Origin of the sequence: Paenibacillus woosongensis (assembly GCF_009725165.1) — a bacterium.
Taxonomy (GTDB): Bacteria; Bacillota; Bacilli; order Paenibacillales; family Paenibacillaceae; genus Fontibacillus; species Fontibacillus woosongensis.
The window spans coordinates 800,212-820,394 of the sequence record NZ_WNZW01000002.1 but is presented as its reverse complement, the minus strand read 5'-3'; the positions used below and the strand labels follow the sequence as shown (position 1 = coordinate 820,394).

The following is a 20,183-nucleotide window of genomic DNA, read 5'->3' as shown; positions in this document are numbered from 1 at the left end:
GAAATAATAACGCAAGATGGAGGCGTTTCTGTTGAACAATCGCGCAGCATTTATGACTGGCCTGAAGCAAATGGAAATCCGCGAAATTCCGGTGCCCGAGCCGAAAGAACAGGAGGTGCTCGTCAAGCTTGAATACGTAGGCATCTGCGGATCGGACGTGCATTATTACGAGCATGGCAAAATCGGCGACTTTATTGTTAACGGCGATTTTATCCTCGGGCACGAGTGCGCGGGCACGGTTGTCGCTATCGGGAAGGGCGTCAGGCAGCTGCAGGTAGGAGACCGCGTAGCTCTGGAGCCGGGCGTGACCTGCGGACAATGCGAGTTTTGCAAAAGCGGACGCTACAATCTGTGTCCCGATGTGGAATTTCTCGCTACGCCGCCCTACCATGGCTGCTTTGAAAACTACATTGCATTTCCGGAGAACATGGCGTTCAAGCTTCCTAATCATATTTCGAGTAGAGAGGGAGCGCTGGTCGAGCCGCTTTCGGTCGGAATGCATGCCGCCAAGCAGGGCGGCGTCACGCTCGGCAGTTCCGTGGTCATTCTTGGGGCAGGCTGCATCGGCCTGACGACATTGCTGGCTTCCAAAGCGTTTGGCGCTATCGACATTACCGTTGTGGATGTCATTCCGAAGCGGCTGGATAAAGCGCTGGAGCTTGGCGCAACGCGAGTCATCAACGCGGCCGAGATGGACGCGGTCAAGCTGATTTACGAGCTGACGGACGGCGAAGGCGTGGATGTTGTTATGGAGACTGCAGGAGCGGTAAAGACGGTACAGCAGACAGCGTACATGGTCAAGCGGGGCGGGACAGTCGTGCTGGTCGGCATGGCGCCGCAAGATATTATTGAATACAACTTTGCCAAGCTGCTGGGCAAAGAGGCGGAGATCAAAACTGTGTTCCGCTACCGGGACATCTACCCGCAGGCGATCAAGGCGATGGCCGAAGGGCTCATCGACGTGTCCGGCATTGTGACCCACGAGTACAGCTTCGATGAAATTGCCGAGGCGTTTGACGTCAATATCAACCGGAAAAACGATGTCGTAAAAATCATCATCAAAATCGATTAATTTAGTAAGGTAGATGTAAGGGGTTGTCCCGAAGGTAGTTTTTCCAAAGCAGTAACAGATGAGACGAGCAGCACGATTTCCCTATTACGATAAAAGCGCAAGTTCTCGGGCTATATTAGTCCCGGAATTTGCGCTTTTTGCTTCATGTTGGCCCATGTGAGCATATTATTGATGGGCAAGTGAAGGCCGCCCAACCTTTAGGTTTACTTTGGGCAGGCCGAGTAGCAGGGAGCGCCGAAATCCTCGATTTGACGCTTTTATAGCGGCGAATACCCCCTTTTAATAGTTCAACCCTTGTCTAAATGGATTTATAGTAGTTAGTTTCTGCGGTCAAGAAGGAAATGTAAATTTAAATGGATTTCATGTCGTTAGAATAAGAAAAATTGCCAATCATGGAATGGATTCTTGATTATAGCTGCATAAAATCCATCTAATCCCCTTAAGCATTCGTTTAGAGCATAATTAGATACATGAAATCCATTTATTGTATGACCTGTATGACAGGCTAGTATAACCAACAGTTTATATAAGAGGACTTAAAGAATGGGGTGCAGGTAAGGGAGAAAATTGATTCTGAAGAACAGAGAGCTTTTTGAAAGAATGGGGGGTCTCAGCCATCTATGATCACTTTCGGGACAGCCCCTTACTTTCTTCCTGCCCCAGGAAAAGAATAACGAATCGCAGGGAGTTTACGTCCGCCATTAGGAGCCATTTGTTACATCAAAATCAAATCGAGACAAATGGCGGATAGCAGCGGCCCGTAGATCGTTATTATTTTCCCCTAATTAGAGGTTGTCAAAAAGTCAATCTTTGATCACGAAGTAAAACAGGGAGTGTACTCGACATCGAATCTTGAATTCAGCCGAGACGAGCTTATGCTTACGAAGCATGTTTCCTACAGAAACATTACAGGTGCTCACGTAGGTTTCTCCAAGCATATGCTTTCGGAGTCGTTTTCTTCGAAAACGTGCAGCTCCGCTCCTCAGCCTCTAGCTTCATCCAACCTAAGGCGTTTTGAAAAAACACACATCGGAAGCATCCATTGGTGCTGAAAGACTTAATTCCTTCCTACCCCCAGGAAAATAATAACGAATCGTAGGGAGTTTACATCCGCCTTTAGGAGCCATTTGTCACATCAAAATCTAATCAAGACAAATGGCGGATAACAGCGGCCCGTAGATCGTTATTATTTTCCCACATTATATAAACGGATTGTCGCGATAATGCTGCTCGGCATCAATCTCCCGGCGGTCGGGGTGGTTGAGCTTGCGATAGCCCTGCGGAGAAAGGCCTGTCCAGCGTTTAAACTGTTTGCTGAAATGGGAGGCGTCCCGGTAGCCGAGGCGCAGGGCGATTACCTCTACGGACAGGCTGTAATTCAGCAGCAGCAGCTTGGCCTGGCGGATAATCAGCCCCGACAGATACTGGCGCGGCGATTTACCGTAAACCTGGCGGAACACGCGGTTGCAGTGGGCGGGGCTGTACCCCAGCTTAGCGGCAATGTCCTCGATGCCGGCTCTCCCTTCACCGCCAGCTGCTGAAGCGTAGACAAGCTCCTCAAGGTGCTTTTCAATGGCATTGGCGAGCAGAATCGCGTTCTCAGGCGGGCTTGGCTCGTACGCTGGCGGGTTATCGGACAGCTCCGATAATGCCCAGCCGCTAAGAGCGGTGAGCAGCCGAAGCGAGGCGCGAAGCGCATTTAGGCGCTGGCGATGCGTATCCGATTCACCGGAAATCGTAGAACAGATGAAATCGTCCAGCGCCTGCCGAACATCCGCTATTTCCGCGGTATCGCCCGTAAGAATGACCGAATCGGCCATCATGAGGGAGCGTCTTAGGGATGAATCATCGATATCAAAATTAAGGGCGTAATACGTCATTCCCCCCGGCCCGCCGGAGCCTTGGCTGGAATGCTCCACGCCGGGGCGGATGAACAGGATCTCCCCGGTATGCTGCAGGAAGGGGCGGCCGGCAACAGTCATATGCTGCTCGCCCTCCAGCACGATGTTGATTTCAAACGCGCGGTGCTGATGCACAGGATAACGCCAGGCGGCGTTGACCTTGCGCCAGTGGGTGGCATAAATGCGGAAGGCGGCCTGAATATCCGGAGACATGATGCTGTCCATGGTGTTAGGTGTGCCGGTATAATCCATCACGATCGGAACCTCATCTACTGTAAATTGGTAGCTTTATTATATCATACAGCACCAGGGCAATCTGGACGGCGGGCGTCCGTTTTGCCCATTTTGTCGTAAGGTTTGACCCTGTTCCTCCTCGAATGTAAGCCTTACCATAGATTTTAACCCTATGGATTTTAGGAGAATTGCATTAAAGGAGTGTCCGAGGCATGACGCCGAAAAACCAGTTTTTTAACGCCCATCATTCCCCGATCGGGGCATTTGCCAGTTTTACATTAGGTTTTCCCGAGGCAGGCGGGGGATTCGATTTGGAGCTGGGCCAGTCGCCTATGCAAAATGTGTATATCGGCCTTGAACGGGAGGATGGCAGCGGATACGATTCACTGCCGTTCCATGAAATGACGGGAGAGGATGACCGCAAGCGCTATGACGTAGAGAAGGAAGACAATCCTGCTGTTAAAAAGAAGCGGAGAATCATCCATCATATTCCCCGGGAAGAGATTAAACGAGATTTCCGGCTGGCGACCGACAGCTGGAACGCAAGCGGCCTGACCTTCCGCATCATTTCGCAGGTGCGCTCCGTTCCCGATCCGAGGACCGCTTCCGAGCAGGAATTGAAGGATGTACTGGTCCCCGCGGTTCTGATCGAGATGGAAGTGGATAATACGGGATGCAGCCGGTCAAGACGAGCCTTCTTTGGCTTTCGCAAGAACGACCCTGCAGGCTCCATGCGCAGGCTGGACGATGTGTCGGATCGGCTGTCCGGAATCGGGCAGGGCCGTTTCATCGCGATTGCGGCCGAGCGCGGGACGGCGCAATCCGGGCTATATTTCAATATAGAGGAAATTCTCAGACCGGCGCATGAAGAGAACTGGGGCTTCGGGCTCGGCTCGTCCGGGGCGATGCTGATGGATGTTCCGGCCGGAACGAAACAGACCTATCGTTTTGCCGTTTGCTTCCACCGAGCCGGATATGTAACTACCGGAATCGATGCGAGCTATTACTATAACCGCTTCTTTCCGAATATTGAGTCGGTCGCTGAATATGCCTTATCCAGGTTTGATGCTCTGAAGGAGGAGGCAGAACGGGCGAATGATTTAATCGATAAATCCCCTTTGAACGAGGATCAGGCATTCATGCTGGCCCATGCCATTCGCAGCTATTACGGCTCCACACAGCTGCTGGATTATAACGGTGAGCCCTTCTGGGTGGTCAATGAAGGCGAATACCGGATGATGAACACCTTCGATCTGACGGTGGATCAGCTGTATTATGAGCTGCGGATGAACCCGTGGACAGTGCGCAATGAGCTGGACATGTTCGTGAAGCGCTACAGCTATGAGGATACAGTTACGTTCCCGGGGGATCGCACCGAGTATCCGGGAGGCATCAGCTTTACGCACGACATGGGAGTCAACAATTCCTTATCCCGCCCAGGCCATTCCTCCTATGAAATATACGGCCTCGACGGCTGCTTCTCGCATATGACCCATGAGCAGCTGGTAAACTGGATACTTTGCGCGGCAGCGTATTACGACAAGACGAACGACTCCGACTGGATGACGCAAAATATCGGCATGATGGCACGATGTCTCGACAGCATGCTGAACCGGGATCATCCCGACCCGGCCCGGCGAAACGGTATCATGGGTCTGGACAGCACCCGCACGAAGGGTGGCGCGGAAATTACCACATACGACAGCCTGGATGTCTCTCTTGGCCAAGCGCGCAACAATATTTATCTGGCGGGCAAATGCTGGGCGGCTTATGTGGCGATGGAGAAGCTGTTTGCCGAGTTTGGGATGGCTGAGCAGGCTCAGACCGCAGGGGAGCAGGCTGTCAAATGCGCAGCAACGCTCGTGTCCAGCGTTACAGAGCAAGGCTATATTCCGGCCGTCATCGGGGAAGGCAATGATTCTAAAATCATACCAGCCATTGAAGGGCTGATATTCCCGTATGTGACGGGCTGCCGTGATGCATTGGAGCGCAGCGGCCGCTTCGGGGCATATATCGATGTGCTGGATCGGCACCTGCGCAGCGTGCTGCAGGATGGCATCTGCCTGTTCGAAGACGGGGGCTGGAAGCTGTCCTCGACGAGCAACAACAGCTGGCTCAGCAAAATCTACCTCTGCCAGTTCATCGCCCGGCAAATTCTTGGGCTAACCTGGGATGAACAGGGCCGCCATGCCGACAGGGCCCATGTGGAATGGCTGACGCATCCGGAGCTCTCGGTCTGGAGCTGGAGCGATCAGATCATCTCGGGGCAAATCACGGGCAGCAAATATTATCCGCGGGGCGTAACGGCCATATTGTGGCTGGAAGAGGACGCGGCGGAGAAGCAGGCGTAAGGATTGCCGTTACAAGTTCATCGGCCTTCGGTAGGAACACTGCCTACAGCGAAGGCTCTTTTCTATTCTAGTGGGGGAGGGAGAACATGAACCTGAATCATCCATGGAAAAAAAACGTGCTCAAAAGACTGATCCTCTCGTTTATTTGCATTCTTCTTCCTCTCTATATCCTCAGCATGCTCATTTATAACTGGGGAGTCCGCACCTTGGAGGACGAAATCTCCAAATCGATGATTTCACAGGTATCGCAATATTACAGCGGCCTGGAGGAGGAGTTCAAACGAATTCAAACGCTGCAGTATGATGTCTTGAGCGATGATAATTTAAACGCGCTGGGCGCGATTCCGGAATCGATGAATGATATTGAGAAAATGCAGAGCATTCTGCGCTTGCAGCAGCGGCTTAACGCCATACGGAACAGCAGCGCTTATATCGTCGATGTGTACGCCCATATTCCGGCGATCCAAAAAAACGTATCCGCTCTAACGATTTCCTCGTTTAATCCGGAGGAATATGATGATTTCAAGAATATTCCGCTATCTCTGGATTCGAAGCTGATCAATATGAACGGCAAAACCTATTTGAGCGCCTCGTATCCTTTTGTGACGCCGGAGAGCAAGAAGTGGCCGCTTTTTATCGTGGTCATCGAAATTTCCAAAGACAAGCTCAAAGAAAATATGAAGAAAATGGTTAACTCCCCGGGGGAGGGATTAGTATTTAAAAGCTCGCAGTTTGAGATCACGACCAGCCATGACGCCCACTTCGATCTTGCGGCCGCTTCGCAAATGTTAAGCGATGTCGACCCCAATACGGCGCAGACCGTGACGATTACGAACAAGCAGTATTTAGCCGTGTACAGCTACTCGCATTTCTTCGGGGCGGTGCTCAGCAAATACGTTCCGGTTCATGCCGTATTCCAGCCGCTTGAGAAGTACCGGAACTGGTTCGTTCTGCTGCTGCTCGTATCCTTTGCCATCATTGTCGTGTATTCCCTTTATGTCTATAAGTATATTCACAAGCCGCTGTACAAGCTGGTGAAGGCTTTCCGCAAAGTCGAGCACGGCGATTTCAACGAGCAGATCGACCATGATTTCAATGATGAGTTTCAGTATATTTATACGCGTTTTAACGCCATGCTGGAAAATCTGAAGTCCTTGATCGACCAGGTGTACAAGCAGCAGCTATTGACGCATAAGGCCGAGCTGAAGCAGCTGCAATCCCAGATCAACCCGCATTTCCTGTACAACAGCTTTTTCATTCTTAACACAATGACGCGCTTGGGCGATTACGACAACCTAGAGCGGTTCACGAATCAGCTTGGGGAGTATTTTCAATTCATTACGCGGGGCGATTCCGACGAGGTGCTGCTGGGGAGGGAAATCAATCATGCCAAGGTGTACTCCGAAATCCAGGCGATGCGATTCGCGAAGCGCAACCGGATCGAGTTCGGCGAATTGCCGGAAAATGTGGGTCATATTATGGTGCCAAGACTGATTGTTCAGCCGATTATTGAGAACGCATTCAAGTACGGACTGGAGAAAAAAAGCGCCAACGGCATTTTAAATGTGCATTTTGCCCGAACGGAAAACGAGCTGCTGCTGATCGTGGAGGATAACGGCGAGGAGCTGACGGATGAGCAGATCCGTGCTCTGAACGAGAGCCTCGCGCGTCCGGATGAGGCGGAGACGACGGGGCTTCTCAATATTCATCAGAGAATCCGCCTGAAGTTTGGACAGAACAGCGGACTATATATGGAGCGAAGCGAGTTAGGCGGATTAAAAGCGACAATAAGGATCGTCATTTCGGATGGAGGAATGTAGGATGTACAGACTTTTGGTCGTCGATGACGAAATGATTATAGCGGACGGGTTATATGAGGTGCTGTCGAATCTGCCCCAGCTGGAGCTGGATGTTTACAAGGCCTATTCCGGTGATGAGGCGGTGCGGCTGTTCGACCGGACGCGCTTCGATATCGTGCTTACGGATATCCGGATGCCCGGCCTGAACGGACTTGAGCTGCTGGACAAAATCAGGGAGAGATGGCCTAGCTGCAGGGTCATTTTTCTGACGGGACATAATGAATTTTCCTATATTTACTCGGCCTTCCAGTATGAGGGCGTGAGCTATTTATTGAAGACCGAAGGGTATGAGAAAGTGATTCAAATGGTCGAGCAGGCGGCCATGGATATCGAGACGGAGCTGAAGGCGGAGGCGTTGCTCCAGAAGGCCCAGGAGCAGCTTGACGCGACAAGGGAATTGCTGCAAAAAGACTACGTCAAAGGAATTTTGAACGAGCAGCTCGGCGTGCAGGAAATCCATCAGAAGCAGTTCGATGAACTGGCGATTCCACTGCGCGCGGACCGTCCTGTGCTCATCATGCTGGGCAGGGTCAACAGCTTTGCCAGCGCGCTCACCTATGCGACGAAGTCCAGGCAGCTCTACAGAATCAGGCTTATAGCCAACCAGTATTTATCCGCTCGCGTCTCGTTCGTTGACGTCGTCAATGAGAGCATGGACCCGGTTTGGCTGATTCAGCCGCTGCAGGAAAGCAGCGAAGCCGAGAGTTGGGAGCGGGCCATGACGTTCATGAAGGGAAATCTGGAGCTGATCCAGTCGGCGTGCCGCGAGTCCCTCGGCGAAGTGCTGTCGTTCGTGCTCGACGATAGCCCGGTGATGTGGAAGGACGCAGCGGAACGCTTCTCCACGGTGAACATGCTGATGAATTACCGGATCGGGCAGGGCTGCGGCATGCTGCTTCTCGCTAAGCAAATGATCGAGAAGCAGCTTCAGCCGCCAGGGGAGGAACAGCGCGGGAAGCCGCTTCTGCGCCATGCCAAACCGGCCGTGCTTGCTGATCAATTGGAGCATGGACAGCGGGCCGAATTCAGAGCTATTCTGCTCGATTGCGCGGCAGCGCTGGCCGGCATCGACAGCATGCATCATGTCCCGGCCCAGGAGCTGTATTACTCCATCGGGCTGGTATTCCTGTCTTACATGAATCGCTGGAACCTGGTCGAGACGGCGGCGACCCGGATCGGCCTGCACAAGCTGATGCAGCCGGGGGAGCATGAGTCCTGGCAGCAAGCATTCGACTATTTGCTCCATGTCGGGGATATGCTGTTCAGCCTTCAGAGTCAGGAGGAGGAGAGGCGGGCAAGGGACGTTATCACCGTCATTCAGAAGCACGTCCAGGACCATCTGCATGATCCCGACGAGATATCGCTGGTCCGGCTGGCAGAGCTGGTCTTTTTTAACCCGTCTTACCTATCCCGGCTATTCAAGCAGGTGACCGGCACGAATTTATCCGAATACATCTCGGCGTGCCGAATGACGAGGGCCAAGCGGCTGCTGGAAAATCCAGACGTCAAGATCCAGGATGTGGCGGAGCTTGTCGGATACGGAACGGCTACGAACTTCACGCGCTCCTTCCGCAAGGCGACCCATATGACGCCCCAGGAGTATCGGGCCACCATATTCAACAGGTAAACAGCTGATTCAAATGTCAAGAGATGAATATTGAATGAGAGCGGTTTCAAATCTAACATTAAACATATAAGGGCCCTATACCACTTACAGCTTTCAGGGAGGTTCATATGAAAAAGAGAAGAACAATGAAGAAATCGGCAATTGTATGCTTGGCAGGTTTCATGCTGCTTACAGCCTGCGGAGGCGCAAAGGAAGCGAATTCGCCCGCAGCCGCTCCAGATCCGGCCAAGGCCGATGTGGATTTGATGGCGAAGTATGATCCGCCCGTGGACATTACGGCATGGCGTTATACGGAATCCACTTACAAATACGAAAACAACGATACGATCGAGGACAATATTTATACCCGCACTTATTCAAGCGATCTCGGCATCAATTTGAAGTATGTCTGGACGGTTCCTGTAGAGCAGTTCGATCAGAAAATGAACGTGTCGATCGCCTCCGGCGATTTGCCCGATATTATGTGGCTGAAGAATAAGCAGTTGACCGACCTGGCGGAGAACGACATGCTGTATGATTTGACGGATTTGTTCGAGAAATACGCATCGCCAATTACGAAGGAAATCATGCTGCAGGATGAGGCCAGCTTCAACACGGCGAAGATCGGCGGGAGATTAATGGCGATTCCGCATACGTCCTCTGCGGTCGACGGGCTGCCGATATTGTATGTCCGGACGGACTGGCTGGAGAAGCTCGGACTCCCTGAGCCGCAAACAATGCAGGATGTTCTCGCTGTTGCGGAAGCGTTTACGAAAAATGATCCGGACGGCAACAGCAAAGACGATACATTTGGTCTGGCGTTCACCAAAACATTTTTGACGGATGCTCATTTCGGTACGTCCGGATATTTCTCCGGTTATCATGTGAATCCGGGCAAATGGGTTAAAGATGAATCCGGTCAGCTCGTGTACGGCAGCATTCAGCCCGGCGTGAAGGACGCGCTCCAGCAGCTGCAGGATCTGTACGCTAAAGGCATACTGGATCGGGAGTTTGGCGTGAAGGACCGCGCCAAGGTGACCGAATCGGTGGCGAGCGGCAAGGTAGGCATGTTCTATGGCTCTATGTCTGCTCCGCTGTCCATCATCCAGCAGAATGTCGACAATGACCCGAACGCCGAGTGGAAGGCTTTGCCGCTTGTATCCATGGACGACAAGAAGGCAACCCCGATCGGCAAAATGCCGATTACGAGATATTACGGGGTGAGCAAGGACAGCAAGCATCCGGAAGCGATCATCAAGCTGTTGAACTTCAGCATGCAGGGCTATGATCCGGAAGTCGCTCAAGAGAACAGCAAATTCGGGATTACCGATACGAACATTCCGGTCTATCTGTACAGTTTGATCAGCGCCGACCCGGCCAAGAAAAACCTGAACGCGCACTTGAATACGATGCAGGCTCTGGAAACGAATGACCCATCCCAGCTGTCTGTTGAGGAAAAGGGTTACTATGACAGAATCGTCGACTACCGGGGCGGTAACAGAGCGAACTGGGGAACAGAACGCGTATTCGGTTCGCCAAGCAGCTTCGACGTGATCGATCATTACGTCCAAGAGGACAACTATATTTTTGATGCCTTCTACGGGGCGCCAACGCCGACGATGGTGGAGAAGCTCGCCACCCTGGAGAAGATGGAGGAGGAAGTATTCACCAAAATCATCATGGGGCAGTCGCTGGACAACTTCGACAAGTTCGTGGAGGACTGGAAGAAGCTTGGCGGAGAGCAAATTACGAAGGAAGTCAACGAATGGGCTGAGAAGAACAAATAAAAGTTGGGCACAGATTGGATAAGATGACGATGAAAAGGGAAGAAAGGGGCAACTCTATTTTCCCTTTTTATTGTCAGCATGGTTATGAATGGAGGAGCCGCGATGGGGATGAAGAAGAAACTGCAGGAAATTCCTCTGCATCTGATGATTTTACCCGGCATTATTTTAACTGTAATTTTTAGCTATGTCCCGATTTTGGGGACGGTGATCGCTTTTCAGAAGTTCGTTCCTTCCAAAGGGATTTTCAATTCGAAATGGATTGGTCTGGACAACTTTCGCTACATGCTGGATATGCCGAACTTTACGAGTGTACTGTGGAATACCGTATTTATCGCCATTTTGAAAATTATCGCGGGACTGGTTGTTCCGATTATATTTGCGCTGCTGCTCAATGAGCTGGCAGGAGCCTTTTTCAAACGCACGATTCAAACGATTATTTATTTTCCTTACTTCTTGTCCTGGGTTATCCTGGGCGGGATACTGATCGACATATTGTCTCCTTCGAGCGGGATCGTGAATCAATTTCTGGGCGTATTCGGCATCAAGCCGATCTTTTTCCTGGGGGATGATAAATGGTTCCCTTATACGCTCGTCCTGACGGATACCTGGAAAACCTTCGGCTACGGCACGATCGTATATTTAGCCGCCTTGACGGGGATCGATCAGAGCCTGTATGAAGCGGCTACCATGGACGGGGCGAACCGCTGGAAGCAGACGATTCACATCACGCTGCCCGGCATGCTGCCGATCATTACCCTGATGACCGTGCTCAGCTTGGGGAATGTGCTTAATGCGGGCTTTGAGCAGGTGTTCAACCTGTACAGCCCTATGGTCTACAGCACGGGGGACATTATCGATACGCTAGTGTACCGGATCGGTCTCGTGGACGCGCAATACGGCGTGGCGACGGCGGTTGGCTTGTTCAAATCGCTGATCTCGTTCGTCTTGATCGTCCTGTCGAACAAACTGGCTAACAAATACGCCGGATACAGGGTTTTCTAGGAGGGAGAAGGCATGCATAAAACATCAATCAGCCGAAAAATATTTCTGACGTTCAACTATATTCTGCTAACCGTTACGGCCGTTGTATGCATTCTGCCATTAATCAACGTGCTCGCCATTTCCTTCAGCTCCAGCAGCGCGGCTGCTGCCGGGTATGTTAAGCTCTGGCCCGTTGATTTTACGGTTGCCTCATATAAATACGCGCTGACCAAAAATGAATTTTTGACCGGATTTTTCGTTTCAGGCAAACGAGTGCTGCTCGGCTACATCATCAACATGCTTATTACCATTTCGATCGCCTATCCGCTATCTAAGGAGAAAAAGGCGCTCGGGATGCGGAACGTGTATGCCTGGTTCTTCATCATTACGATGCTGTTCCATGGCGGGCTGATTCCGACCTATATGACGATCAAGTCCTTGGGGCTGCTGGATACGATCTGGGCGCTAGTACTGCCTGGCGCCGTACCCGTATTCAATGTCATCCTGCTGATGAATTTCTTCCGCAACCTGCCCAAAGAAATCGAGGAAGCTGCTTATATCGACGGGGCTGGACATTGGCGCGTGCTATGGAGCATCTACTGTCCGCTTTCGAAGCCAGCCTTGGCGACGATCTCGCTGTTTGTTCTCGTGGGGCACTGGAACTCCTGGTTTGACGGCTTGATCTACATGAACTCGCCGGCCAACTATCCGCTGCAGAGCTACTTGCAGACGATCATTATCGAGGCTGATCCGAGCATCGTCAGCTCCAATGAGCTGCTGGATATGTCGGAGATTTCAAACCGGACGTTTAAATCGGCCCAGGTATTCTTGGCCGCCTTCCCGGTACTGATCATTTATCCGTTCCTGCAGAAATATTTCATGAAGGGGCTCGTGTTTGGAAGCGTGAAGGGATAAGGGTAAGCTTTTTTAGAATAAAGGAGTGGAAAAAGAGTGGATATGAACCGAACGATGACAATGCCTGCGTGGGGGGATCTCGGCAACGGCTATTATCGCAATCCTGTGCTGAACGCGGATTTCTCCGATCCGGACGTCATCCGCGTGGGCGATGATTTCTATATGGTGTGCTCGGATTTTCATTTCATGGGCATGCCGGTCCTGCATTCGAAGGATCTGGTCAACTGGTCGATTATCGGCAAAGTATACGAACGGCTGGATATCGATCCGGCGTATGACGACATGCGGGCTTATGCCAAAGGGAGCTGGGCGCCTGCGCTCTGCTATCACAATGGGCTGTTCTATGTGTATTTCTGCACGCCGGATGAAGGGCTGTACATGAGCACGGCTCAGGACCCTGCCGGTCCCTGGAGTGCGCTTCATGAAGTGAAGCGCGTTGCCGGCTGGGAGGACCCCTGCCCATTCTGGGACGACGACGGCCATGCCTATCTGGGTCACAGCACCGTTGGCGCCGGCCCGATTATTATTCATCGCATGAGCGCGGACGGCAGGACGCTGCTGGATGACGGCGTAATCGTCTATGTCGGAAAAATTGCCGAAGGAACGAAAATATACAAGAGAAACGGATATTATTATTTGGTAATTCCCGAGGGCGGCGTAGAGACGGGCTGGCAAACTGTGCTTCGCGCCAGGGATATTTATGGCCCGTATGAACGCCGGGTCGTCCTGCAGAAGGGAGCGACCGATATCAACGGACCGCACCAGGGAGCCTTGGTGGAGCTGGACAGCGGGGAGACGTGGTTCATGCATTTCCAGAGCGCGGGTGCGATCGGAAGGGTGTGTCACCTGCAGCCAGTGGAGTGGGTGGACGATTGGCCCGTCATTGGCGCGGCTGGAGAGCCCGTGGCCGTGTATGGGAAGCCGTCCGTCGCCGGGCGTCATCCGGTGCGGCTGCCGCAGACCTCGGATACGTTTGAGGGGCCGGAGCTCGGACTGCAGTGGCAGTGGAACCATAATCCGGTCAATGACGGCTGGTCTTTGCGCGAAAGGCCGGGATATTTGCGGCTGAAGGCAATGCCGGCGCCGGAGCTTCTGCAGGCGAGAAACACTTTGACCCAGAAGCTGATCGGAAGCAAAGGCATCGTATGTACTGAGCTCAGCGTCCTGCATATGAATCCGGGACAGCGGGCCGGCTTGGCCTTCCTCTGCGCCCGGGAAGAGAACTGGATCGGCGTTGTGACAGAGGAAGGCGGCAATTATCTTCAAGCCGTTACAGGTGGAACGGTATTCTACGGTCCGAAGCTTGCCGGCGAATCGGTCTGGCTGAAGAGTCATATCGATTTATCGGGCGAGACCAGCTTCTTCTTCAGCCTGGATGGGGTAATCTTTATCCCGTTAGGCGGCGAGTGCCGCATGAGCGCAGGCTTCTGGAAGGGAGCGAGAGTCGGACTGTTTAGTTATACGATCGGTGAGAAAGGCGGCAGAGCCGATTTTCAAGGCTTTTGCTACGAGCATGATGGACCGTGGGCGTAAGCGGTGAAAAGAAGAGCATCGATGATTACATTGTAAAGAGGCTGATGAGATTGAATGAGAGCTTATTGACAAAGCTGCGGGGTCTGGACGCGGTAGCGCTGATTGGGGAGGAGAAGCAAAGTTCTCACGGATCAGTACTTGAGGAATGGCAGCGTTCAGGCGTTAAGTTTGTATCCTCGGCGGAACGGTTCGAGGGCGTCTATTACTCCGCGGGGCGCAAGCTGCTGGATTGCATCGTTATGTCCCGAGGAGGTGCTCACGTCCTGCATGAAGGCGGAGCTTATCCGGGCACCTGGCTGGAGAGCACGGGGACGATCAATGCCGAGCTGCTGTCACGATTCATACCCGGCGTGGCGGAGGCTACGTTCCGCCTGTTCGCCGATTATCAAAGGGACGACGGCCAGATGCCCTATAAAGTAACGGCCCAGGGGCCGGGCTACAGGCAAATCCAGATGGTAACTCCGCTGGCCAGAAGTGTATGGAATCACTATATGCTGAACGTAAGCGGTACAAGTGATCAGGTCTTCCTGAGGGTAATGTACACCGCCATGGCCCGGTTTGACGAATGGCTCGCCCGGTATCGGAACACTCGGGGCACCGGCTGCGTAGAAGCATTCTGCACATTCGATACCGGCCATGATCTGTCGCCGCGCTTTTGGCATGTTCCTGATACCGCCCATTTGGACGATGCCCGGAAGTATAACCCGGATTCGCCCATACTTCCATTTCTGGCGCCTGATTTGACAGCTAACGTATATTGCCAGCGCCAATATTTGGCCAGGATGGCGCGTGAATTGGGAGCAGAGGCGGAAGGGGCGGAATGGGAGCTGAAGGCCAAGCAGAGCGAGCAGAGCTTGTTCAGGCACTGCTTCGACGAAACCGACGAGTTCTTCTATGATGTGGATCGGAACGGGGAGTTCGTCCGCGTCCAGTCCGATGTATTGCTGAGGGTATTAGCCTGTGAGACAGGGGACCGTGCATTATTCGACAAGGCGCTGAGACGTTACTTGTTGAATACGAGCAAGTTTTTTGCTAAATATCCTTTAACCTCAGTAGCGATGGATGATCCGCGCTTTGATCCGTCCTCGGCGTATAATAGCTGGGCTGGGCCCACGAATTTCCTGACTTTGATTCGAACGCCGCATGCTTTTGAGCATCACGGCCGATACGTGGAGTTGACCTGGGTGATGCAGCCGATATTAAGTGCAATGTCGCGTATGACTCGTTTTTCGCAAACATTAAGCCCATGGACGGGAGAAGAAGGATACACGGATACTTATTCACCATCGCTTTTATGCGTGCTGGATTTCGTAGAGCGGATGTGCGGGATTATGCCTACGCCTGAAGGAGAGCTATGGTTCACAGGGCTGCTGCCGTATCCGATGGATCATGGGGAAGAGGTGGCCGGAGAAACAGCGTATTCCCGCTTCATCGATGGCGTGCTGTATGAATTGGTGAATACCCGAGCGGGCGCCACAGTGCACCGGAACGGCGAGGTTTATATGCGTTTTCCTTACGGCACCAGGGCAGTAACGGACCGCAATGGACAACTGCGGGAAATGGTCGGGATGACGTATGCGCCGGTACAAGGCGAGATAGAGTTCGAAGGCCGGATTTATACGCTTGAAATTAAAGGGAATGAACGAAAGACCTGGACAGGGGATACACTTGTAACCTGTGCAGACATCGGTACGGTAGTGCCTGCATATTGCTAGTGTGAAGATTTGAAAAGGGAAATAAAGAAAGGGGCCTTGCCGCGGATGCGGCAAGGCCCTTATGAATAAGAGAACTACTTCTTGAACCCGGCATTAACGATTCCGAAGTAGAGCTTATCTTTGTAATCCATGTCGGAGTCGGTGTTGGTAATGACGATTTTTAGTTTACTGATATTTGAGACGTTAACATCGAAATCAATCGGAAGCACGCCCTTCTCCAGTTTGTCGGAAGTATAGAGGAGTTGATCGTCTCCGTAAACTTTAAGCGTAGCGTGAGCCTCCTCCGAGGAACGGCTGTCATAGTGGAGGACAAAGCTGCCGCTAAAAGATTTGTATTTCTGGTTCAGCAGGTATTCTCTCTCCATAGCCAGACCATGCGTAGCCCCCGTGCCGGAGCCGACAAGCTCGAATTTCAGGCCATCATTATAATTGGTCCCGGTGTTATCCTTATCGTCTTCCGGGCTCCAGGCAGTTACTTTGTTGCTGCTGTGGCTCTGCCAATCCAAATGTCCCCATTTGATACTTTGACTTTCGCTAAGAAAGTCGAGTGAAGACAAGGAAACATCGTGATCGGTTGCATTGACTTTGCCTATATAAATGCTGTTGCCCGGAGCGTCCCATGTTACTTTGCTGTTGAAGGCTTCCGCTACTGCCCGGACGGGAAGATACGTGGTTCCTTCATAAACGAGCGGTTCGATTTTGTTGCCCTTGGCATCAGTTGATTGGACGAGCCTGCCGTCGACGTAAATTTTCGTGCCATTAAAGAAGGCAGTAATTTGCTTTTGAAGCGGGGCCGCCCATGCAGAGGTAGCTGTCGTCAGTACGGCCGCAGCCACGAAGCCTGTACTAAAGATGGCCATTTTTTGTTTGAAGTTTTGTTTGTTCATGCTGTTATCCCTCTTTCTTTAAATGTAGGAATGATCATCCCTATTTTGTATATCGGAAAAGAGAATTTGTTTTTTTAATGGAGTCAGTTAGCTTTTACCCAGGAAGTGAATGGGCTGGGAGCTTGTAATAAATGGCCTGCTATTTCAACGATGAGTATGATAAACGGCTTAAAGTCCCACAGCATTTTTCGATTGCCCCTTATCTGCCCGAACACTGCGGCCGAGTAAATAACCGACAAGGGAGGCGATCATTTGCTGAAATACCATGCCGAGTACGACCGGAACGGCAACAGGAGCGGGAAAATAAGTAACGGCCAGCACCGCCCCCGCGCTAATGTTCCGCATGCCGCCATTGAAGATGAGCGCGACTCTGTCGGGATAACTCCACCCCATGAGCTTGGAGAAGGCCAGGCCGAGCAAGTAGCCCGTAGAAGCTATGACCACGATGACGACGGCCAGACCTGCCAAATGCAGACTGAAATCCGTAAGATAGGGGGCGACGACCGAGCCGTTAATGGCCACGATGGCGGCCATCGCGAGCTTAGAAAACGGGTTGAGCCGCGGACCCCAAATGGGTGCGATACCTCCTTTGCTCCATTCATTCAAAATCATGCCGATCAGGGAGGGCACGACGATCATCCAGAACAGGCTGCTCATCATGTCGTATACATCCAATTGCACATCGGTGCCGACGAGCAAGGATAGAATGCCGGGAACAAGGAAGGGAGCCAGCATCGTGTCAATCAGAATAATCGATAGCGTCAGGGCGATGTTACCTTTGTACATGCTGACCCATACAAAGGTGCTGACCCCCGTCGGTATGCTGGCAGCGAGGATTAGCCCAGTGATCATATACATATCTCCCGGATAGACAAGATGGCCGAAGCCCATCGCAATGAGAGGCATCGCCAGATGCAGAATGAACAGGCAGATGATCAGGGGCAAGGGCCTCTTGAGCACATTCACAAAATCTTTAAAACCGAGGCTGATGCTTCCGGCAAAGGTCATGAATGCGAACAGCCATGGGGACAAATAAGTAAATGAAGACAGGCGGCTGCCGCAAAGGAGACCAATGACGATGCTCACCGGAGTAATTATAGGCATCAAGCGGTTCAGCAGGCGGTTCATGGATTGCAGCATGGTTGATTACGTCCTTTTCATTAGCTAGTAGAGTGGAATGTTTAGTTTAAGACGGGAGCTGCTAAATCAGGTGATGCAGCAGGCCCACCTTTTATATTAAAGGAAAGAAGAGGATGTTTAAACAGGAATGCTGTATGGATTTCGGAATGAGCTGTTTTGCCTGATTGCCTGTTATGTCATGTCCAGAAATTTAATAATTTAATAACATGTCCCGGACTCTACCATGACAATCGTAAGTTACGGTGGATATATACATATTTTTGTATAAATCTGAATTCATGCCAGCAGGAGGAGAATTATGTTTAAGTTGAAGCCGTCGAACGAAAAACGAATCGTTGTATCCTTAGCGGTATGTTTGCTGTCAGGGGGCCTTGGCGGAGGAGCAGGGGCAAGCGCCGTGGCAATCCCCGAATCGGTAGCTCCGCCGAAGCCGTCATGGGGTTACTTTGTGGACCATTACAAAAATAATGATAAAGATCATTTATCGGCCGTCTCCAATCCCGCGATTGGAGTTCTATCGGAATATCACAAGCTCTGGACTCCCGGGGGCAGCTGGGATACGGGAAGCAAATTGAACGATGCGCTGCTGGACGCCAATATCCAGAAGGTCGTGGAAATCACTGCCAACCGGACGGCTGAAGAGGCGGAAGCCGCCTATTACGATGACCGCCGCAAGCAAAGCTACAGTGTCATTGAAGGATTGGGCCCCCTTACCGATATCTATCGCGTCAAAGCAGGAGCTAGGACGACGATCAAAAGCATTCCGGCCGACGCTACCCGTAAAAAATATGACGATGAGGGGACGAATTCGGGCATTCCCGAATCATCGCTAGGCAGCATTGTCAGCTTAGTCGATACGCTGCGCGGCAGCTATTCTTCGACGAATCCTGCGAAGAGCTATTACAGCTACGCCCGCCCATTCCGCTGGAATGACCATGTAGCCGTCCTGCCGACTCTTGTTCCAGCTCAAAACCCAGATCCAAGCAATGATGGAGGTTATCCCAGCGGTCACACGAATGCGGCATATTTGACGGCCTATGCGATGGCTTATGCCATCCCGGAGCGTTACCAGGAACTGCTCACCCGTGCTTCGGAGCTCGGGCACAATCGGATTGTTGCAGGCATGCACTCGCCATTTGATGTCATGGGAGGGCGGGTCATGGCGACAGCGCTAGCTGCGGCAATCCTGAATGATCCGGCCAACAGCAGTCTGAAGAAGGCGGCCTACGAGGAGGCGCACAATATATTGCTTGCTCATACGGGGGCAGCGGCAGATCATTTCAGCAATTATGCTGCGAACAAGCAGAATTTTACGAAGCGGTTGACTTATGATTTTCCACAGGCAGGGCCAACGGGTAAGCCGGCCGTCGTGCCGAAAGGAGCGGAGGTGCTGCTGGAGACGCGATTGCCATACCTCGACGATACGCAGCGCCGCTGGGTGCTGGCTACGACGGCTCTCCCTTCCGGGTATCCCGTGCTGGATGACGAGGAAGGCTGGGGGCGTCTCAATCTCTTTGCAGCAGCGGATGGATACGGCGCATTTGCAGGCGATGTTACGGCAACAATGGATTCTACGCAAGGCGGCTTCCATGCAGAGGATCGCTGGCGTAATGACATCTCCGGCACTGGCAGACTGATCAGGAAAGGGACAGGCACATTAAAGCTGGCAGGCAGCAATATGTATTCCGGTGGAACACGGATCGACGGAGGGACGCTTGTTGGCGAATCGGAAACGGCGTTCGGCCTTGGGGACGTATCCAATCAGGGAGGCACTCTCGTGGTTGCCAATGCTTCCGGCAAGCTGACGATCGGAGGAAGCTTCAAGCAGTCTGAGCAAGGAACGCTGGAGCTTCGCCTCGGAGGCCCAAATGACGGGCTTCGGATTATGGGAAGTGCGTCTTATGGAGGGAAACTGCGCGTTAATTTTGCAGATGATTATGTTCCTAAAGGTGTCATCACAATCATTACGGACGGCAGCCCGGATAAAAATGGAGAATTTGGATCGGTAGAGACCGCCGGATTGCCTAGCGGTTATAAAGTTCAGGCGATTTACAATGGTTACAGCGTTCAACTGAAGATTCAAGCGGGCCAGTAGTCATTGCTGCCTTTCTGGAATTCTTCCGAAGATTCCATGGGGAAACTGCTGGAGAAAAGCCAATCTACAGACTTCTCAGCCTGTAGATTGGCTATATGCATTGGATA

General features: G+C 52.1%; 13 protein-coding genes. 10 read left to right on the top strand and 3 right to left on the bottom strand.

What is annotated here, in order from left to right; genetic code table 11:
- Nucleotides 1–31: 31 nt before the first annotated feature.
- Entirely contained in the window at nucleotides 32–1,072 is a 1,041-nt protein-coding gene (locus GNP95_RS10085) for an NAD(P)-dependent alcohol dehydrogenase (protein WP_155610673.1), read from the top strand.
- 1,199 nt (nucleotides 1,073–2,271) lie between these two features.
- Here the strand turns inward: GNP95_RS10085 and GNP95_RS10080 are convergent.
- Nucleotides 2,272–3,225, bottom strand: a complete 954-nt coding sequence (locus tag GNP95_RS10080) for a helix-turn-helix domain-containing protein (protein WP_230873762.1) — start codon at nucleotides 3,223–3,225, stop codon at nucleotides 2,272–2,274.
- A gap of 194 nt (nucleotides 3,226–3,419) precedes the next feature.
- Here GNP95_RS10080 and GNP95_RS10075 point away from each other — a divergent pair, with 194 nt between their 5' ends.
- The 8 genes from GNP95_RS10075 (at nucleotide 3,420) to GNP95_RS10040 (ending at nucleotide 15,954) form a co-directional block, all read left to right on the top strand.
- Nucleotides 3,420–5,558 carry a glycoside hydrolase family 52 protein gene (locus tag GNP95_RS10075; RefSeq protein ID WP_155610671.1) on the top strand — a complete coding sequence of 713 codons (2,139 nt, stop codon included), beginning with the start codon at nucleotides 3,420–3,422 and terminating at the stop codon, nucleotides 5,556–5,558.
- A gap of 86 nt (nucleotides 5,559–5,644) precedes the next feature.
- Nucleotides 5,645–7,378 (top strand): sensor histidine kinase, encoded by a 1,734-nt coding sequence (locus GNP95_RS10070; RefSeq protein ID WP_155610670.1) that lies wholly within the window; start codon nucleotides 5,645–5,647, stop codon nucleotides 7,376–7,378.
- Nucleotide 7,379: 1 nt separating this feature from the next.
- Nucleotides 7,380–9,044, top strand: coding sequence for a response regulator transcription factor (locus GNP95_RS10065; protein ID WP_155610669.1), 1,665 nt, complete (start codon nucleotides 7,380–7,382; stop codon nucleotides 9,042–9,044).
- Nucleotides 9,045–9,151: 107 nt separating this feature from the next.
- Nucleotides 9,152–10,810 (top strand): extracellular solute-binding protein, encoded by a 1,659-nt coding sequence (locus GNP95_RS10060; RefSeq protein ID WP_155610668.1) that lies wholly within the window; start codon nucleotides 9,152–9,154, stop codon nucleotides 10,808–10,810.
- Nucleotides 10,811–10,912: 102 nt separating this feature from the next.
- Nucleotides 10,913–11,812, top strand: coding sequence for an ABC transporter permease (locus GNP95_RS10055; RefSeq protein ID WP_155610877.1), 900 nt, complete (start codon nucleotides 10,913–10,915; stop codon nucleotides 11,810–11,812).
- 12 nt (nucleotides 11,813–11,824) lie between these two features.
- Entirely contained in the window at nucleotides 11,825–12,706 is an 882-nt protein-coding gene (locus GNP95_RS10050) for a carbohydrate ABC transporter permease (protein ID WP_155610667.1), read from the top strand.
- Between the two features lie 42 nt (nucleotides 12,707–12,748).
- Nucleotides 12,749–14,239, top strand: a complete 1,491-nt coding sequence (locus GNP95_RS10045) for a glycoside hydrolase family 43 protein (RefSeq protein ID WP_155610876.1) — start codon at nucleotides 12,749–12,751, stop codon at nucleotides 14,237–14,239.
- 44 nt (nucleotides 14,240–14,283) lie between these two features.
- Nucleotides 14,284–15,954, top strand: a complete 1,671-nt coding sequence (locus GNP95_RS10040) for an MGH1-like glycoside hydrolase domain-containing protein (protein WP_055109966.1) — start codon at nucleotides 14,284–14,286, stop codon at nucleotides 15,952–15,954.
- A 74-nt stretch (nucleotides 15,955–16,028) separates the two neighbouring features.
- On the opposite strand, the gene GNP95_RS10035 is transcribed toward GNP95_RS10040, so the two are convergent.
- Nucleotides 16,029–16,841 (bottom strand): NPCBM/NEW2 domain-containing protein, encoded by an 813-nt coding sequence (locus tag GNP95_RS10035; RefSeq protein ID WP_055107200.1) that lies wholly within the window; start codon nucleotides 16,839–16,841, stop codon nucleotides 16,029–16,031.
- Nucleotides 16,842–17,009: 168 nt separating this feature from the next.
- Nucleotides 17,010–17,981: a bile acid:sodium symporter family protein gene (locus GNP95_RS10030; RefSeq protein WP_055107201.1), complete on the bottom strand. Its 972-nt coding sequence runs from the start codon at nucleotides 17,979–17,981 to the stop codon at nucleotides 17,010–17,012.
- 298 nt (nucleotides 17,982–18,279) lie between these two features.
- Here GNP95_RS10030 and GNP95_RS10025 point away from each other — a divergent pair, with 298 nt between their 5' ends.
- Nucleotides 18,280–20,076, top strand: coding sequence for an acid phosphatase (locus GNP95_RS10025; protein WP_155610666.1), 1,797 nt, complete (start codon nucleotides 18,280–18,282; stop codon nucleotides 20,074–20,076).
- The last annotated feature ends 107 nt before the right edge of the window (nucleotides 20,077–20,183 follow it).

Bases quoted from the DNA above. Each gene is read 5' to 3' on its own strand.
- GNP95_RS10030 (WP_055107201.1), bottom strand. From the start codon at position 17,981: ATGCTGCAATCCATGAACCGCCTGCTGAACCGCTTGATGCCTATAATT.
- GNP95_RS10070 (WP_155610670.1), top strand. From the start codon at position 5,645: ATGAACCTGAATCATCCATGGAAAAAAAACGTGCTCAAAAGACTGATC.
- GNP95_RS10075 (WP_155610671.1), top strand. From the start codon at position 3,420: ATGACGCCGAAAAACCAGTTTTTTAACGCCCATCATTCCCCGATCGGG.
- GNP95_RS10045 (WP_155610876.1), top strand. From the start codon at position 12,749: ATGAACCGAACGATGACAATGCCTGCGTGGGGGGATCTCGGCAACGGC.
- GNP95_RS10080 (WP_230873762.1), bottom strand. From the start codon at position 3,225: ATGGATTATACCGGCACACCTAACACCATGGACAGCATCATGTCTCCG.
- GNP95_RS10035 (WP_055107200.1), bottom strand. From the start codon at position 16,841: ATGAACAAACAAAACTTCAAACAAAAAATGGCCATCTTTAGTACAGGC.
- GNP95_RS10060 (WP_155610668.1), top strand. From the start codon at position 9,152: ATGAAAAAGAGAAGAACAATGAAGAAATCGGCAATTGTATGCTTGGCA.
- GNP95_RS10025 (WP_155610666.1), top strand. From the start codon at position 18,280: ATGTTTAAGTTGAAGCCGTCGAACGAAAAACGAATCGTTGTATCCTTA.
- GNP95_RS10050 (WP_155610667.1), top strand. From the start codon at position 11,825: ATGCATAAAACATCAATCAGCCGAAAAATATTTCTGACGTTCAACTAT.
- GNP95_RS10055 (WP_155610877.1), top strand. From the start codon at position 10,913: ATGGGGATGAAGAAGAAACTGCAGGAAATTCCTCTGCATCTGATGATT.
- GNP95_RS10040 (WP_055109966.1), top strand. From the start codon at position 14,284: ATGAGATTGAATGAGAGCTTATTGACAAAGCTGCGGGGTCTGGACGCG.
- GNP95_RS10065 (WP_155610669.1), top strand. From the start codon at position 7,380: ATGTACAGACTTTTGGTCGTCGATGACGAAATGATTATAGCGGACGGG.